This is a genomic window from Listeria ivanovii subsp. londoniensis, from assembly GCF_000763495.1.
GTDB classification, from domain to species: domain Bacteria; phylum Bacillota; class Bacilli; order Lactobacillales; family Listeriaceae; genus Listeria; species Listeria londoniensis.
Genome location: NZ_CP009576.1, coordinates 2,115,148 through 2,131,184, shown reverse-complemented (window position 1 = coordinate 2,131,184; position 16,037 = coordinate 2,115,148). Strand labels below are relative to the sequence as shown.

The 16,037-nt window shown below is 36.9% G+C and carries 18 protein-coding genes and 1 pseudogene; 14 read left to right on the top strand and 5 right to left on the bottom strand.

Annotation, left to right across the window (positions count from 1 at the left end):
- The first annotated feature begins 202 nt into the window (after window positions 1-202).
- The 4 genes and pseudogenes from JL53_RS10430 to JL53_RS10415 all read left to right on the top strand — a co-directional run bounded on the left by JL53_RS10430 (window position 203) and on the right by JL53_RS10415 (window position 3,779).
- Window positions 203-1,555: a trypsin-like serine protease gene (locus JL53_RS10430; protein WP_003720192.1), complete on the top strand. Its 1,353-nt coding sequence runs from the start codon at window positions 203-205 to the stop codon at window positions 1,553-1,555.
- A 137-nt stretch (window positions 1,556-1,692) separates the two neighbouring features.
- Window positions 1,693-2,316 carry a DedA family protein gene (locus tag JL53_RS10425; RefSeq protein ID WP_003720191.1) on the top strand — a complete coding sequence of 208 codons (624 nt, stop codon included), beginning with the start codon at window positions 1,693-1,695 and terminating at the stop codon, window positions 2,314-2,316.
- 96 nt (window positions 2,317-2,412) lie between these two features.
- Window positions 2,413-3,398 (top strand): annotated as a pseudogene (locus tag JL53_RS10420) (aromatic acid exporter family protein).
- 3 nt (window positions 3,399-3,401) lie between these two features.
- A complete protein-coding gene (locus tag JL53_RS10415; RefSeq protein WP_038407572.1) occupies window positions 3,402-3,779 on the top strand; it encodes a VOC family protein in 378 nt (125 codons plus the stop codon).
- Window positions 3,780-3,875: 96 nt separating this feature from the next.
- Here JL53_RS10415 and JL53_RS10410 read toward each other — a convergent pair whose 3' ends face one another.
- From JL53_RS10410 to trhA, 5 genes are all read right to left on the bottom strand, one after another.
- Window positions 3,876-4,184, bottom strand: a complete 309-nt coding sequence (locus JL53_RS10410; RefSeq protein ID WP_038407571.1) for a carboxymuconolactone decarboxylase family protein — start codon at window positions 4,182-4,184, stop codon at window positions 3,876-3,878.
- Window positions 4,185-4,388: 204 nt separating this feature from the next.
- On the bottom strand, window positions 4,389-7,028 hold the full coding sequence (gene ppdK, locus JL53_RS10405; RefSeq protein ID WP_038407570.1) for a pyruvate, phosphate dikinase: 2,640 nt from the start codon (window positions 7,026-7,028) through the stop codon (window positions 4,389-4,391).
- 18 nt (window positions 7,029-7,046) lie between these two features.
- Window positions 7,047-7,859 carry a pyruvate, water dikinase regulatory protein gene (locus tag JL53_RS10400; RefSeq protein WP_038407569.1) on the bottom strand — a complete coding sequence of 271 codons (813 nt, stop codon included), beginning with the start codon at window positions 7,857-7,859 and terminating at the stop codon, window positions 7,047-7,049.
- Between the two features lie 12 nt (window positions 7,860-7,871).
- Complete coding sequence (locus tag JL53_RS10395; protein WP_052010600.1) at window positions 7,872-8,501, bottom strand: transcriptional regulator CcpN; 630 nt, start codon at window positions 8,499-8,501, stop codon at window positions 7,872-7,874.
- A 118-nt stretch (window positions 8,502-8,619) separates the two neighbouring features.
- The gene (gene trhA / locus JL53_RS10390; protein WP_003720184.1) at window positions 8,620-9,252 is read right to left on the bottom strand and encodes a PAQR family membrane homeostasis protein TrhA; all 633 of its coding nucleotides are present in this window, start codon (window positions 9,250-9,252) and stop codon (window positions 8,620-8,622) included.
- Between the two features lie 183 nt (window positions 9,253-9,435).
- Between trhA and JL53_RS10385 the strand changes: the two genes are divergently transcribed.
- From JL53_RS10385 to csoR, 10 genes are all read left to right on the top strand, one after another.
- Window positions 9,436-10,275, top strand: a complete 840-nt coding sequence (locus tag JL53_RS10385; RefSeq protein WP_003720183.1) for a fatty acid kinase binding subunit FakB — start codon at window positions 9,436-9,438, stop codon at window positions 10,273-10,275.
- A 13-nt stretch (window positions 10,276-10,288) separates the two neighbouring features.
- On the top strand, window positions 10,289-11,074 hold the full coding sequence (locus JL53_RS10380; protein WP_038407568.1) for an SGNH/GDSL hydrolase family protein: 786 nt from the start codon (window positions 10,289-10,291) through the stop codon (window positions 11,072-11,074).
- A 15-nt stretch (window positions 11,075-11,089) separates the two neighbouring features.
- Window positions 11,090-11,704, top strand: a complete 615-nt coding sequence (locus JL53_RS10375) for a YpmS family protein (RefSeq protein WP_038407567.1) — start codon at window positions 11,090-11,092, stop codon at window positions 11,702-11,704.
- A gap of 37 nt (window positions 11,705-11,741) precedes the next feature.
- On the top strand, window positions 11,742-12,275 hold the full coding sequence (gene msrA, locus JL53_RS10370) for a peptide-methionine (S)-S-oxide reductase MsrA (protein ID WP_038407566.1): 534 nt from the start codon (window positions 11,742-11,744) through the stop codon (window positions 12,273-12,275).
- 6 nt (window positions 12,276-12,281) lie between these two features.
- Window positions 12,282-12,719, top strand: a complete 438-nt coding sequence (gene msrB / locus JL53_RS10365) for a peptide-methionine (R)-S-oxide reductase MsrB (protein WP_038407565.1) — start codon at window positions 12,282-12,284, stop codon at window positions 12,717-12,719.
- An 84-nt stretch (window positions 12,720-12,803) separates the two neighbouring features.
- Window positions 12,804-13,709, top strand: a complete 906-nt coding sequence (locus JL53_RS10360; protein ID WP_003720178.1) for a Gfo/Idh/MocA family protein — start codon at window positions 12,804-12,806, stop codon at window positions 13,707-13,709.
- Window positions 13,710-13,771: 62 nt separating this feature from the next.
- On the top strand, window positions 13,772-14,005 hold the full coding sequence (locus JL53_RS10355; RefSeq protein ID WP_003720177.1) for a YozE family protein: 234 nt from the start codon (window positions 13,772-13,774) through the stop codon (window positions 14,003-14,005).
- Window positions 14,006-14,017: 12 nt separating this feature from the next.
- Complete coding sequence (deoD, locus tag JL53_RS10350) at window positions 14,018-14,719, top strand: purine-nucleoside phosphorylase (protein ID WP_003720176.1); 702 nt, start codon at window positions 14,018-14,020, stop codon at window positions 14,717-14,719.
- A gap of 60 nt (window positions 14,720-14,779) precedes the next feature.
- A complete protein-coding gene (locus JL53_RS10345) occupies window positions 14,780-15,607 on the top strand; it encodes a M15 family metallopeptidase (protein WP_038407564.1) in 828 nt (275 codons plus the stop codon).
- 124 nt (window positions 15,608-15,731) lie between these two features.
- Complete coding sequence (gene csoR / locus JL53_RS10340) at window positions 15,732-16,025, top strand: copper-sensing transcriptional repressor CsoR (protein WP_003729496.1); 294 nt, start codon at window positions 15,732-15,734, stop codon at window positions 16,023-16,025.
- The last annotated feature ends 12 nt before the right edge of the window (window positions 16,026-16,037 follow it).

Below are 16,037 nucleotides of genomic sequence, written 5' to 3'. Positions count from 1 at the left end.
ATATAGTATAATAACTATGTGAATATAACTACATATTCACATAACAAATAAATACATAATAAAAACAACAGCTACAGAGATGAATTTATTATTTACGGGAGGAGAAAAAATAGCAGAGATAGTTAAAGTACAGAATAGACAACATGGAACAAATTTTTATTTTTGTATTTATTAATTAAAAAAATAAAAAGGAGATACAACAATGAAAAAACTTAGAATGCTAGCTTTACTATTGGCCTTCGCACTATTCCTGTTAGGTGGCGGAATAGTAGCACAAGCAATGGAAACGACAACGGATGAAAAAGTAGTTGGAGAAACAGTAACAAATGATGGGGAAGAATTTATTGTTGATGAAATTAGCGATTTAGAAGATGTCAATGCGACAGAAGGGACATTAGATACCTCTGATGCGCAGGAAGTGGATTTATCTGGAATTGAATTTGTGAATGATGAACAAGAAGTTATTCCCAGCGTAAAAAGTATTTTTGGAGCGGACGGAAGAAAGCTCGTAACTAATACTGCACAATATCCTTATTCTACAAGCGTTTTTATAGAGGCTGAATTTCCAAACTTAACAAAAGTGGGTATGCATAGCGTTGGAAGTGGACAAATGATTGGAGATGACTCAGTACTCACAGCTGCTCATTGTTTGTATCAAAAGAAATATGGCGGTTGGGCAACTAAAGTAACAGTACGTCCCGGATATAATGGGTCAGTAGCACCATTTGGTAAAGCAACTGCAAAAAAAATGTATGTACCAAAAGAATGGATCAAAAAAGAACCTTCCTCGGAAGATTATGCTGTTATTAAATTAAATAAAAATATAGGACAAAAAACTGGTACGATGGGGTTAACAACAAATACATCTGGAGCAATTACTATAAGTGGGTATCCAGCTGAAAAAAGAGGTAAGTTATATACACAAAATGGTAGTATTTCCCAGACCACCGCAAATAATGTCTTTTATAAATTAGATACGACTGGTGGTAACAGTGGGAGTGGAGTTTATAATTCTAAGAAACAAATTTTAGCCGTTCATGCATATGGTGGCGCACCGGAAAATTGTGGTACTCGAATTACAAAAGAAAAACTAAACAATATCTATACGTGGGCATTTAGCAACAATTTAGCTGTAAGCAAGCAAAAGGGAATAAATTATGAATTACACGTTCAAAGTAATGGATGGATGGGTAATGTAGCCAATGGTACAACCGCTGGGACAACAGGGCTAGGCTTACGAGCAGAAGCAATGAAAATTAGCCTATCAGGGATGCCTTATTCTGGAGATATCCAGTATCGTTCTCACGTTCAAGGTATTGGTTGGCAAGGTTGGCTAAAAAATGGTGAAATTTCTGGGACTCGTGGACAATCAAAACGTTTAGAGGCCTTTCAAGTAAAATTAACTGGAAATATGGCCAAAAATTACTCTGTGCAATATAGAGCTCACGTTCAAAATAAAGGCTGGCAAGGCTGGGTAAAAGACGGAGCAACTGCCGGAACAACAGGGCAAAGTTTAAGAATAGAAGCCGTACAGATGAGACTCGTGGCAAAATAACAAAATCAAAACTTGGTGCGCTATAACGTGCCAAGTTTTTTATTTGCAGTAAACCATTGAAATAGCAGCACTATTATAGTAAACTTTAAAAGCAAGCACTTACTTTAAAAGGGAAATAAAGTATAGGAGTGTGTTTTTTGGAAGCATGGATTACAGGAATTATGACTGATTTTGGTTATATTGGTATTTTTTTATTAATTATGGTGGAGAATTTATTTCCGCCAATTCCCTCTGAAATTATTTTAACTTTTGGTGGTTTTATGACGACTATTTCCGCAATGAATGTTGTAACGGTGATTATCGTTGCCACACTAGGATCGGTAATAGGAGCTATTTTATTATATAAGGTTGCATCGTTTTTTGGTAAAGAACGAATGACAAATTTTGTTTTAAAATACGGTCGAGTTTTGCGTTTAAAAGAAAGTGATATTGAACGTGCGGAAAGTTTCTTTTTGAAATATGGTAGCTGGGCTGTGTTTATATGTCGGATGATTCCACTTATTCGGAGTTTGATTTCTATTCCAGCTGGGATGACGCAGATGAAAATGTCTAAGTTTTTAATACTTACAACTGCTGGAAGTTTGCTTTGGAATACGGTTTTAATTGGTCTTGGTGCTTTGCTTGGCGAATCTTGGAATGAAATTATTGTGTTTATGGATAGTTTTTCGGCAATTATTTATAGTGTTATTGCGCTAATTGTAATAGTTGGACTATGTTTCTTTTTTCGAGCACGATTTAAAAAAACAATAGATGAAGAATAAAATGGTAACCTTGTAAGAGCAATCTTCAAGGTTTTTCTTTTGCGATTTTGGCTTTCATGCTATGATAAATTGTACATGGAGAAGGGGATGGAATAAATGCGAATTGGGATGCGGACAGTAAAAACAGCAATTGCTGCGACACTTGCAATAATTATAGCAGAATGGCTACATTTGGAGTATGCAGTTTCGGCAGGTATTATTGCGATATTAAGTGTGCAAAACACAAAAAAAGGGTCGTTACAATTAGCAATTCAACGTGTCTATTCGACCGTTTTAGCCTTATCGATTGCGGCAATATTTTTCTTATTGATTGGTTATAATGCAGTGAGTTTTGGGTTATATTTACTTATTTTCATTCCACTTGCGGTTAAATTACATGTTGCAGATGGTATCGTTGTCAGTTCAGTACTTGTTACACACATTTTATTAGAACAATCGCTTTCGTTCTTTTGGTTTAAAAATGAGCTGTTGTTAATGGCTGTTGGAGCGGGCATTGCGATTATTTTAAACTTATATATGCCAAAAATGGAAGATGAATTGAAACGAACGCAACAAAAAGTGGAAGAAATTATGCGACAAATTTTAACAGAGATGGCACAAGGTTTACGTAATCAATCAGAATATCGGGATGAATTTGGATTATTACATCAATTAAAGGGTACATTAGACTATGCACAAGAAAAAGCCGCACGAAATTTGGATAATCAATTTTTTACAGCTTCCCATTATTACTCCCAGTATGTGGATATGCGCCTTGTGCAGTACCGAATTTTAACACAAATGAAACGTCATTTAGTAGCCTTCCATCATTCTTCTGAGCAAAGTTTGGCACTGGCAGAAATCACTGAAAAAACGGCAATGACACTAGATGAGCATAATACTGCGGAAGATTTAGTTGCAGAAATTACAACAATGGTACATGAATTTAAAAGTAGCAAGCTTCCCGAGACACGTGAAGAATTCGAAAATCGAGCAATCCTGTTTCAATTTATGAATGATTTACGTTATTTATTAGAAATGAAGCGTGATTTTTATGCTGAGTTTGGTTTACAAGAAAAATTAAAATTACGAGAGGGCGATAAAACATGATAAATAAAATTGGCCAAATAATGTTGTATGTAGAAAATCAGGCGGCAGTGAGAGATTTCTGGGTAGAAAAACTAGGTTTTGTCGTTGTTTCAGAAGAAGTAGTAAATGGGGAAATTCAGTGGATAGAAATTGCGCCCACGAAAGAGGCAGAAACTACTTTTGTTTTGCAAAATAAACAGAAAGTTGCTGAAATGAACCCGGATATGAATCTCGGAACACCATCGATTTTACTTTTTGGAGAAAATATCGTGGAACTATATGAAACCTATAAAAAGAAAGAGATAACGGTTGGTGAGTTGGTTGATTTACCAATGGGGCGAGTCTTTAATTTTGCTGATAATGAAGGGAATTATTTTGCGATTTGTGAGAAGTAGAAGTTTTTACGGGAGAAAGATAGATATTAAAAGTAATGTACGCATCAAATATGAAACTGCCCCTTTAATGGGATAGTTCCATATTTTTTGAAAGATTTATTTTTCATCATAAGCATCAATGGCTACGGGTAAAGAACTTGTTACAATATTACCAACAGCCGGTAAACCAACAAGAATGGCACTAATAATTTCCTCTCTTGTTGCTCCGTTTGATCTCGCCATTTTTACATGAAAGGGAATACCACTTTCAAGTCGAACTGCTGCCATAACAGCGATATAGGCAAGTTCCTCTGTTTTTTTATCAAGCTTATTCGCAGTATCTAACTTTTGTACAGTTTCCATCCAAGTAGCGTGAACTTCGGGAGCTTCTTTTGCAAATACTTCAAAAGATTTACTTACTTTCATAGATTCATCTCCTATAGATTTATTTGGCAAATAATATAGAAAGAAGTATAGCTTTTATGCCACTAGCTATTTAATATGAACATCTACTTACAAATCTATCATATAATATGTGAATAAGTAAACAAATAGTTGGGTGTTGATTTATCAAATGGAAAAACAGACACTCTCAAGTTATACAACCTAAGAATGTCTGTTTTTTGTTTTTCATACTGTTACAAGAAACTTTTTTTCATCTAATGAAGCCTGTGCTGCAGCAAGTCGAGCAATCGGCACACGATAAGGAGAACATGAAACATAACTAAGCCCAAGTTGATGGAAAAAGCGTATTGATTCCGGATCGGCACCATGTTCCCCGCAAACGCCCATTTTTAAGTTCGCATGGGTCATTCGCCCTCGAGTAACAGCCATTTCGATAAGTGCGCCAACCCCATCTTTATCAATTGTTACGAACGGATCTTTTGGCAAAATATTTTTTTCATAATAATCGCCGAGGAATTTCGTCGCATCATCGCGAGAAAATCCGTAAGTGAGCTGGGTTAAATCATTGGTTCCAAAACTAAAGAACTGCGCTTCTTCCGCAATTTGGTCTGCAGTAACACAAGCCCTAGGGATTTCAATCATTGTACCGATATCAAAGGGAAGTACTACCCGTTCTTTTTCGAAAATGGAATGGATGGCTTGTTTGATTTCTTTTTTGATATAACTTAGTTCACTTTTAGTTGCGATTAATGGAATCATAATTTCTGGATGGACGGCTATTCCTTCGTCGTGAATAATGACTGCGCTTTCGATAATCGCTTCAGCTTGCATCCGGTAAATTTCTGGGAAAGTAATCGCCAGCCTAGAACCACGGTGACCGAGCATTGGATTAGACTCCGCAAGCGCTTGAATCCGTTTGTTTAGTTGAGGAATAGTTCGAGACATGTCACGCGCTAGTTGCTCAATTTCAGGGTCAGTTGTTGGTAAAAATTCGTGTAGTGGTGGATCAAGTAACCGAATATTGACCGCGCGTCCATTAGCTAATCGAAATAGTTCGGTGAAATCTTCTTTTTGCATCCCTTTTAAAGTCGTTAAGATCGATTCACGTTCTGCTAATGATTCTGCTAAAATCATCTGTCTGACGTGCGGGATGCGTTTTTCGTCAAAAAACATATGCTCCGTTCGGCAAAGTCCAATTCCTTCCGCACCGAATAAAAGTGCTTTTTCAAAATCAGCTGGGGTATCTGCATTTACTCGAATCGTTAATTGTTTTTCCTCATCGGCCCAAGACATAAGTTCATCAAAATGACCACCAATGGCAGCTTCTGTAAGTTCAATTTCACCAAGGTAGACTTTTCCGGAAGTACCGTCTAGTGAGATTTGTTCTCCTTCATGAAGCTGTGTGCCATTTTTTAGGATAATGATTTTTTCTTTTTCATTAATCATTAGTTCTGAACAGCCAGCGATACAACATTTTCCCATACCGCGAGCGACGACTGCTGCGTGAGATGTCATGCCGCCATGAGCTGTTAGGATGGCAACACTTTTTGCCATACCTTCAATATCTTCCGGTGAGGTATCATTTCGAACGAGAATGACTGGAATGCCTTGGTCAGCTGCTTGAACTGCTTCTTTAGCGGTGAAGTAAATTTGTCCTGTTGCAGCTCCGGGACTTGCAGCTAAACCTGTTGCGATAACTTGTTCTTTTTTTAGAGCGCTTTCAACAAAGGTGGGGTGAAGGAGTTGATCGAGCTGGTTTGTTTCCACACGCATAAGTGCTTCGTCTTTCGTGATTTTTCCTTCATGAACCAAATCAACAGCTACCTGAATGGCTGCTTTGGCTGTTCGTTTCCCATTTCTCGTTTGTAAAATGTAAAGTTTTTCTTTTTCGATGGTAAACTCGATATCTTGCATGTCTAAATAATGATTTTCGAGTAGTTCACATGTGGTGAGTAAGTCGTTGTATACAGCAGGCATTCGTTTTTTAAGTGCACTGATTGGCTCTGGTGTTCGGATTCCTGCGACAACATCCTCTCCTTGAGCATTAAGTAAAAACTCACCAAAAACTACTTTTTCCCCAGTAGATGGATTTCGAGTAAAAGTGATTCCGGTTCCACTTGTGTCACCTGTATTTCCAAATACCATTGCTTGAATATTAACCGCTGTTCCAAAACTAGCATCAATATCATTTAGTTTCCGGTAAATCACTGCTCGCGGGTTCATCCATGAATTGAACACGGCGATAATCGCAAGTCGTAGTTGTTCCAGTGGTTCTTGCGGGAAAACTTTTCCGGTTGTTTGAGTGAAAATCTCTTTATATGTAGTTACTAATTTGCTTAAATCTTCCGCAGTTAATTCGGTGTCTAGTTGATAGTTATTTGCTTTTTTAATTTTCGTAAGGGCTTGTTCAAAATGATAACTCGGTATTTCAAACACTACATCACTAAACATCTGAATAAAACGGCGATAAGAATCAAATGCAGAACGGCTGTCGTTTGTCAGATCTGCTAGTCCTTTTGTCGCGGCATCATTTAACCCCAGATTTAAAATAGTATCCATCATGCCAGGCATAGAAAAAGGTGCGCCTGATCGGACTGAAACGAGTAGGGGATTTTCTGTGAAGCCAAATATTTTTCCTGTTTGCTTTTCTAATTGTGCCAAATGGATTTTTACTTCTTCAAAAATATCTTCGGATAAATGTTTTTGGTTATTCCTATAATCGTTACAAGCATCTGTGGAAATAATAAAGCCAGGAGGGACAGGTAGACCAATATTCGTCATTTCGGCCAAGTTTGCGCCTTTTCCCCCTAAAAGATTTTTCATTTCTTTGGAACCTTCACTGAACTGATAAACAAATTTTCTCACTTTATTCACCTCTTCTAATTAGTGGTAACTTGTGATAATTTCTGTGATTAGGGCGGCAGTTTCCTCGATGGCTTTATCTTCTACATGGATTACTTGGCAGCCAAGTTTTTTAAAAGTAGCGTAGCCGTATTCTAACTCTTCCAATATTCGTTTTTCACTGGAATAGCTACTTGTTTCATCTAAACCAATTGATTTTAAACGCACTTTCCTAATTTGTGCTAACTTATCGGGAGTAGTAGTAAGCCCGATAATTCGTTCTTGGGATATCTGGAAAAGTTCATCTGGAATAGGAATTTCTGGGACAAGAGGGACATTAGCAACTTTCCAATTTTGATTAGCCAAAAAACTACTGAGTGGTGTTTTACTAGTTCTTGATACACCGACAAGCACAATATCGGCATCTAGCAAAGCTCTTGAATCTTTGCAATCATCATATTTAACAGCGAATTCAATGGCAGCAATACGATCAAAATAATTACTATCTAACCGCCGCATGTTACCAGGGTCTTGTTTCGATTTTAATCCGGTTTTTGCTTCTACAGCTGAGGTAAGTGTATGTAATAAATCAATATTAGGTATTTGATGTTTCGAACAAAAATGAGTCGCATATTCAGCTAACTTAGCTTGTACTAAAGTTTGGACAACAATCCCATCCGCTTCTTTAGCTTCTTCTAATGTTTCGAGTAAAGCTTTTTCATCACGAATAAAAGCATGGCGACGAATATCAGCTGGCTTTTCAAGTGAAAATTGTGCTATCACAGCACGAATAATATGTTGGGCAGTTTCTCCGATAGCATCTGAAATAACATAAATAATAAGCGGATTTTCCATATTTTCCTCCTACTAAACCTTTTTTATTGTATCTACAAAAAGTGCGGTAATGCGTGTTTTAGAAATTTTGCCAATTACTTTTGTTTTTCCGACTTTTACTTCAAGCACTGGAAGGGAATCAATTTGATGGAAAACTAGTTGTTCCGCAGCGTGCAAAACGGTATCATGTTTTGTAACGGTAACTATGTTAGGCATGCGGGTCATGATTGTTGCAATAGGTGTCGCTTTCGTATCTGCATCGGCAAGTGCTCCTTTAAGCAAATCTTTTCTAGAGACGAGTCCAACTAATTCTTCTTCGTCAATGACATACAAACTACCAATATCCTCCATAAACAGCATCACAATTGCATCATATACACTTGTTTCTTTTTTGGCGAAAAATGGTTGCGTCATAATATCTGCTACTTTTAACTGGCGAAATTCGTCAAAGTGAATTGGGTTTGTTTCCAGACCAGAATAAAAATAGCCTACTTTTGGTCTAGCATCTAAAATTCCTGTCATGGTTAAAATAGATAAGTCAGCACGAATGGTCGCACGGGTTAATTTTAAATGCGCAGCAATGGAATCTCCGGTTGCTGGCTCATTGGCGCGCACATATGCAACAATCTGGTGTTGTCTCGGTGAAAGTTCGATGGGAATCACATCCTTTTAATATGTTATGCTAATTATTATATAGTATGACATAATTAAAAACAAGTGTTAAATATGTCATACTATATAAAAAGCCTCCTCAAATTTGAGAAGGCTTAAAATAAATTATTTAGACATAAAACAAAATACAGAAATACATAAAAGTTGTTCCGGCAATAACAAACAAGTGCCAAATCGCGTGCATATAAGGGACTTTAGGAATACTATAAAAAATCGCACCAACTGTAAACATGATTCCACCAGTCGCTAGTAACCAAAATCCAGCTGGTGTGAGTCCAGTGTATAGAGGTTTGATTGCAAACATAACCATCCAGCCCATTAGAAGATATACGGAAGTGGATAATAATTTTAGTTTACCAGTCATAAAAATTTTATAAATAATCCCAGCAATAGCAAGTCCCCAAATAATGCCAAAGAGCGTCCAACCAAGTGTCCCTCGAATAGTGATTAATACAAATGGGGTATAGCTTCCAGCAATTAATACATAAATCGCGGCATGGTCCATAATGTTAAACACTGTTCTTGCTTTGCAAGGTTTAAAGCTATGCAGTAAAGTGGAACAAACATAGAGTAACATCAAGGAGATACCATAAACTAAAAAACTCGTTAAATAAAGAGGATTATCTTTTTGAACGGCGAATATTATAAGTAAGACGAGTGCCGGTATACTAAGGATAAATCCAATCCCGTGCGTAATCGCATTGGCAAGTTCTTCTTTCCAATTATAAGAAGTGACATTCATTTTATCACCATACTTTTCTACAAATTTTTATCGTACACTATTAATCTATCATACGCTAAAAAATGAAGAAGAGAAAGATAAATAGAATTTCTTTCTCTTTTCTTAAAACTAGTTAATAGGTTGTGTATGACGCCGGGAATGTTATAATAAAATAAAATAAGCAAAACTGGATGTGGCTAAAAAATGAGGAAAATTAAAATTATCACTGATTCAACTGCTGGATTAACAAAAGAAGAAGCAGAAAAATGGAATATTGATATTTTATATTTAACTGTCGAAGTCGACGGGAAAGTATACAATCCGAAAACGGATATTACACCAGAGGAATTTATGGTTCGGATGGCTGAAACAAAAGCGTTACCAAAATCCTCTCAGCCAGCAATTGGTTCTTTTGTAGAAGCATATGAAAAATATACGGCAGAGGGGTATGAGATTCTTTCCATTCATTTAACGGAAAAACTAAGTGGAACGGTGAATGCTGCTCGCCAAGCAGCCGATATAGTTGAGGGGAATATTACGGTAGTAGATTGTGATTATACTGCACGTGGACAAGCGTTCCAAGTTTTAGCGGCAGCAGAAATGGCACAGTCAGGTGATTATTCCGTAGAAGAAATTCATGCTAAAATCAATGATATTAAAGAGAAAACAAAACTTTATATTGTTGTCGTAACGCTCGATAATTTGATTAAAGGGGGACGTGTTGGCAGAATGCAAGGTTTCTTCGGTAGCCTTTTAAATATTAAATTAATCGCAAAATTGACAGATGGTCAATTAGAGGAAGAAACTAAAGTTCGTAGTAATAAGAAAGTACTTCAATATTGTCTTAATTTAATTAAAGATGAACCGAAAAAAATCCAACACTTAGACGTCGTTCATGCAAATGGACTTAATCTTGCGGATGAGTTTATCTCGGAAACAAAAGAAATAACTGGATTAACCGAAATCCCAGTATTCTTCGCAGACCCAGTTATTTCCACACATGCTGGAGCTGGCGCGTTTGCATTTATGTACTATACTGACTAAGTGAGTGATTCATATGACAAAGAAAAAATGGCTGTGGCTTACTGGAAGCGCGCTCGTTATCGCGCTTTTCGTTGGCGCAGTTTTTGGTATCAAATATTATCAAGAATCAAAAGAAGTGCCAATAAAGCTAGTTGCAATGGGTGACTCATTAACTGAAGGTGTTGGTGATGAGGAGAAAAAAGGTGGATATGTCGGTATTATCCCGGATAAATTAGAAGAACAGCCTAATGTCCCAAGTGTTGATACAAGTAACTACGGTGTATCAGGTAACAAAATAACGCAACTAGAAAAGCGCTTAGAAACGAATAAGGCCTTTCAACACGACGTCAAAAATGCGAATGTTATTACGATTACCATTGGCGGAAATGATGTCATGGCTATTTTGCAATCGCGTCTTTTAGAAGTGGATGTAGCTGACTTTACAAAAGCGAATAAGTCGTTTCAACAAGAACTCGAAAAACTAGTAACAGACATTCGTTCTTATAACAAAGATGCAGCAATTTTCTTAATGGGTATTTATAATCCATATACAACTTATTTCAGTGATATTAAACAATTTGATGAAGTGATTGCTGACTGGAATACCGCTTCAAAGAAAACCGTTCAAAAGCAAACGAATATGTATTTTGTTCCGATTGCGAAAGTACTCGAAAATCGAGATAAAGCAAACCAAGACAAACCGAATCCACTTTTATCAGATGATTATTTCCATCCTAATCATCAAGGCTATGAAAAAATGAGTGTAGAGCTAGACAAAGCAATCGTTAAGCAATTAAACGAAGGCAACATTCCCAAATAGAAAGGTGTTAAAGTCGTGCCGAAAGAAACACGATCGACCCCAAAGAAACCAAAACGCAATTACTGGAAATGGACATGCATTATATTAATAAGTTTAATTGTTATTTGTGTGGGGTGGGTTTATATAGCCGTTTTTGTTGTAAGTCCACAAACTGAACCTACCCCGGAACTTATTAGCAATAAAACATCTGTAGAATTTCAAACGAGTACGACGAAATCTGATTTAAACCAATTAATTAGTACCTATATTGATGATTTCAGTAAAGATCAAGACATTGGTTACAAAGTATTTGTTGCTAATAATGTCAACTTTACAGCAGAAGCGAAAATTTTTGATCAACCAGTTGAATTGCATTTGAAATTTGCCCCAAAAGTAGTAGATGATGGCAATGTCGAACTAACGTTAAAAGATATGTCAGTAGGTGCACTGCCACTACCAGTATCTTATGTGATGAACTATGTAAGTAAAAATTATCAATTTCCTGATTGGGTAACTATTATCCCGAAAAAAGAAAAAATCTACCTAGCTTTAGATAAATTAAAATTAAAAGGCGATACAGAAGTTCGTGTTGATACGCTTGATTTGAAGAAAGATGATATTTCGTTTACACTCTTAGTACCGGTTAACTAAAATAAACTGGTGGAATCCTAATTAGGGGGCATTTTTTATGACAAAAGAATTACTTGAAAAAGCAACATTTGCTGGAGGATGCTTTTGGTGTATGGTAAAACCTTTTGATACACAACCAGGAATTGAGAAAGTTGTTTCAGGATATACAGGTGGCCATACTGTAAATCCAACCTATAAAGAAGTTTGCTCTGGAACGACAGGACACACGGAAGCAATCGAAATCACCTTTGACCCGGCGATTTTCCCTTATGAGAAATTAGTCGAAATATATTGGCAACAAACAGATCCAACAGATGCAGCTGGTCAATTCGTTGATCGAGGAGATTCTTATCGGCCAGTCATTTTTTATCATAATGAGAAACAAAAAGGGATTGCTGAAAAGTCAAAAGCGGCACTGGATGCTAGCGGCAGATTCAAAAAACCAATAGTGACCCAAATTGTTAAAGCTGAAACTTTTTACCCAGCAGAAGAATATCATCAAGATTTCTACAAAAAAGAAAAAGCACATTACGAAGGCTACCAAGTTGCTTCTGGACGTGCTGCGTTTATTGATGCCAACTGGAAAGGGTGAAGTCGAATGGATGAAAAGCAAAAAAATGAACGATTAAAACAACTAACAAAATTGCAATATAATGTAACCCAAAAAGCTGGAACGGAACACCCATTTAAAAATGAATTTTATGATAATGAGGCGGAAGGAATTTATGTCGATATTGTTTCTGGCAAGCCGTTATTTTCCTCAAAAGACCAATATGACGCTGGTTGTGGTTGGCCTAGTTTTACAAAGCCGATAGATGATAAGGAAATAATCGAGAACAAAGATCAGACACATGGCATGATTCGTACTGAAGTCAAATCGGTAGTAGCTGATTCGCATTTAGGTCATGTTTTTCCGGACGGCCCGGCAGATAAGGGCGGACTTCGCTACTGTATAAATTCAGCAGCACTTAAGTTTATACCCGTAGATAAATTAGAAGAAGAAGGCTATCAAGCATATAAACAAATCTTTGAATAAACAATCGATGCCAGAAAATGAAATTCGTATAAGTGTCAAGCGAAATCATTCTCTGGCATTGTTATTTGAAAAGGAGCGAATATTATGTTGAAAATTGCGGTTGTAGGGCTTGGCGGAATTGCGCAAAAAGCCTATTTACCTGTTTTTGCAGAAATGGAAAATGTGGAAGTACATCTTTATACGCGAGATGCCCAAAAATTAAAACATTTAAGTGAAAAGTATCGTTTTGATCATTATCATCAAAGCATAGAGTCGATGATTGCTTCAGGGGTGAACGCAGCATTTGTACACTCGGCTACTAAAAGCCATCCAGAAGTTATTCGAGCATTTTTATCCCATCAAATTCCTGTTTATGTAGATAAACCAATTGCTGATAATTTAGAAGAGGTGGAGGAATTAACGCAGCTCGCAAAAGCACAAAATACGATGCTGATGACCGGATTTAACCGTCGCTATGCACCTAAATATCAAGAATTAAAAACTTTGAAGGATACAAATATGATTGTCATGCAAAAGAATCGTGCAGCTCAGCCAGGTGTGCCTCGAACTTTTATTTATGATGATTTCATTCATGTGCTGGATACGATACGTTATTTATTAGATACAAAAATCGATCAATTAAATGTTTTTCCAGTTTGGCAAAACGAACTGCTGGCTAGTGTGACAGTACAAATTACAGCTGGAGATAAAGTGGCTACAGCGATTATGAATCGGGACAGTGGTGTAAATGAAGAACGTCTTGCGGTAATGACGCCAAGTGCTAAATATGAAGTAGAAAATGTAACGGAAACACATATTTATGAAGGTACAACAGAACGATTTGAGCGATTTGGAGACTGGGAAACTACCCTTCATAAAAGAGGTTTTACCCCAATTATTCATGCCTTTTTAAATGCAGTTCGTAGTGGCACGAATACACCAATTTCTGAAGAAGATGCTTTAGAAACACATCGACTTGCAGAAGAAATTTTACGCCAACTAGAAAATTAGCTTTATTTTTTTCAAGAAATCAACTATAGTTAAAGCATAAAAAGAGCGGAGTGTGTTGTACGTTGGGAAGATCATTTTATCATTTTTTAATGACTTATCGGGATCCGAAACTAACAGATCAGAAAACGGAATTTGCCAACAATGCATACCGGGATCATAGTTTTCCAAAGCAAACAAGAAATTACCATATTCTTTGCGATTACTTGGAGTTTAATGCGCCTTATTTGCCGGGGATGTCGATTTTCGACGAACTATGGGATGCATATTTGCTAGATGAAGAGAAAAACAAACACTAGGAGGAAAAAAGTATGAGCGTACATATTGAAGCAAAACAAGGTGAAATTGCAGAAACGATTTTGTTGCCAGGAGATCCACTGCGAGCGAAATACATTGCTGAAACTTTCTTAGAAGATGTTGTTTTATTTAACCAAGTGAGAGGGATGCTCGGTTATACAGGTACATATAAAGGCAAAAAAGTTTCCGTTATGGGTACAGGTATGGGGATTCCATCGATTTCTATTTATGTGAATGAATTAATCCAAAGCTATGATGTGAAAAATTTAATTCGAGTTGGTACTATGGGTGGAATTCAAGCAGATGTGAAAGTCCGTGATGTTGTTATCGCGCAAGCAGCTTCCACCGATTCACAAATAAATCGCAATACATTCAGCGGTGTGGATTTTGCGCCAGTAGCCGATTTTTCCTTGTTGAAAAAAGCGTATGATGCGGGAGTGGAAAAAGGTTTATCTCTTAAAGTAGGAAATGTTTTTTCTGCGGATCGTTTTTACAATGATCAGTTAGACAAAGAGCAGCTAGCAGACTATGGTGTGCTAGGAATTGAAATGGAAGCAGCTGCACTTTATACGTTAGCACAAAAATATGGTCGTCGTGCATTAGCCATTTTAACTGTAAGCGATCATATTTTCACCGGTGAAGAAACATCTGCTGAAGAGCGCCAAACGACTTTTAACGATATGATTGTTGTTGCTCTAGAAGCTGCTATCAAATAATAGCTTGACCAAGGCAAACTAGATATATCTTAAAGTTCATAGGAAGGTTGATAAACATATATGAGTTCTTTATTAACGATTGCTATAGCCGTTAGCCTTAGTTGTGTTCACACAGTAGAAGATCAGTATTTCGGCGGGCAAAATGCAGAGCCAGTTGCAGAAGTGAATCAAAACGCATCTAGTGGAAGCGACACATTAGCTGAACTAGAGAAAGATCCACTTTATCCCTATATTAATAAACAAAATAAATTGGTTGAAAAAAATGGCATTCAATATATTGAAAACGAGGAAAACATACTTGTTCTTGCCAACAAAGATTATTCCTTGCAGCCGACATATACCCCTCCAGACTTAGTTCGACCAAATGTTACTTTCTCGTTTGGTGATGAAAAGATAGAAAAAGCCCAAATGCGAAAAGAAGCTGGAACGGCACTAGAAGAGATGTTCCAAGCGGCAAATGAGAATGGCCATAAACTTTTTGCTGTCTCAGGCTATCGTTCATACAAACGTCAGCAAGAAGTGTTTCAAGCAGAAGTGAATTCCAAAGGTGACGCCAAAGCAAGAGAAGCTGTAGCCTATCCAGGAACAAGCGAACATCAAACAGGTCTTGCCATGGATATCTCTTCTGAAAGTCAGTCATACGAATTAACGGATGCTTTTGGAAATACACCCGAAGGCAAATGGTTAAAAGAAAATGCCCACAATTATGGCTTTATTCTTCGTTATATGAAAGGTCGCGAAGATATTACTAAGTATCAATATGAATCTTGGCATTATCGTTATGTTGGAAAAGATGCCGCAACGATTATTCATGAAAATGATTGGACATTAGAAGAATTTTTCAATCATGTAAAGGCACTAGAAAAGAACGTAGATGCTGCTAAATAACAAGCTTTTCAGACCATAAACATTCCATTGTTTATGGTTTTTTTAGTGCATTAAAAATTAATTCCTTGCAAAATATACCTATAGGGGGTATAGTGTTAATTGTAGAAACAAAGGAGGAGAAAAAATGAAACATGATCAACCGATTGTTCCACGAAAAGAAGAAGAAACGAAATTACTTCAAAATCGTTTGCGACGTATCGAAGGACAAATTCGAGGCATTGCTCAAATGGTCGAGGATGATAGATATTGTACAGATATTTTAGTGCAAATTTCCGCAGCAAATAAAGCGCTAAAAAATGTTGGATTACAAGTATTAGAACATCATACAGCACACTGTGTTGTCGATGCAGCAAAAAATGGGGAAGATGACGTAATGGAGGATTTGCTGAAAGCTATTCGTCAATTTTCTAAAACGTGAGGGGGAAAATCA

Excerpts from the sequence above, each read along its gene's own strand:
- JL53_RS10430 (WP_003720192.1), top strand. The coding sequence starts at position 203 with ATGAAAAAACTTAGAATGCTAGCTTTACTATTGGCCTTCGCACTATTC.
- JL53_RS10415 (WP_038407572.1), top strand. The coding sequence starts at position 3,402 with ATGATAAATAAAATTGGCCAAATAATGTTGTATGTAGAAAATCAGGCG.
- JL53_RS10410 (WP_038407571.1), bottom strand. The coding sequence starts at position 4,184 with ATGAAAGTAAGTAAATCTTTTGAAGTATTTGCAAAAGAAGCTCCCGAA.
- JL53_RS10400 (WP_038407569.1), bottom strand. The coding sequence starts at position 7,859 with ATGGAAAATCCGCTTATTATTTATGTTATTTCAGATGCTATCGGAGAA.
- trhA (WP_003720184.1), bottom strand. The coding sequence starts at position 9,252 with ATGAATGTCACTTCTTATAATTGGAAAGAAGAACTTGCCAATGCGATT.
- JL53_RS10385 (WP_003720183.1), top strand. The coding sequence starts at position 9,436 with ATGAGGAAAATTAAAATTATCACTGATTCAACTGCTGGATTAACAAAA.
- JL53_RS10380 (WP_038407568.1), top strand. The coding sequence starts at position 10,289 with ATGACAAAGAAAAAATGGCTGTGGCTTACTGGAAGCGCGCTCGTTATC.
- msrA (WP_038407566.1), top strand. The coding sequence starts at position 11,742 with ATGACAAAAGAATTACTTGAAAAAGCAACATTTGCTGGAGGATGCTTT.
- msrB (WP_038407565.1), top strand. The coding sequence starts at position 12,282 with ATGGATGAAAAGCAAAAAAATGAACGATTAAAACAACTAACAAAATTG.
- JL53_RS10360 (WP_003720178.1), top strand. The coding sequence starts at position 12,804 with ATGTTGAAAATTGCGGTTGTAGGGCTTGGCGGAATTGCGCAAAAAGCC.
- deoD (WP_003720176.1), top strand. The coding sequence starts at position 14,018 with ATGAGCGTACATATTGAAGCAAAACAAGGTGAAATTGCAGAAACGATT.
- JL53_RS10345 (WP_038407564.1), top strand. The coding sequence starts at position 14,780 with ATGAGTTCTTTATTAACGATTGCTATAGCCGTTAGCCTTAGTTGTGTT.
- csoR (WP_003729496.1), top strand. The coding sequence starts at position 15,732 with ATGAAACATGATCAACCGATTGTTCCACGAAAAGAAGAAGAAACGAAA.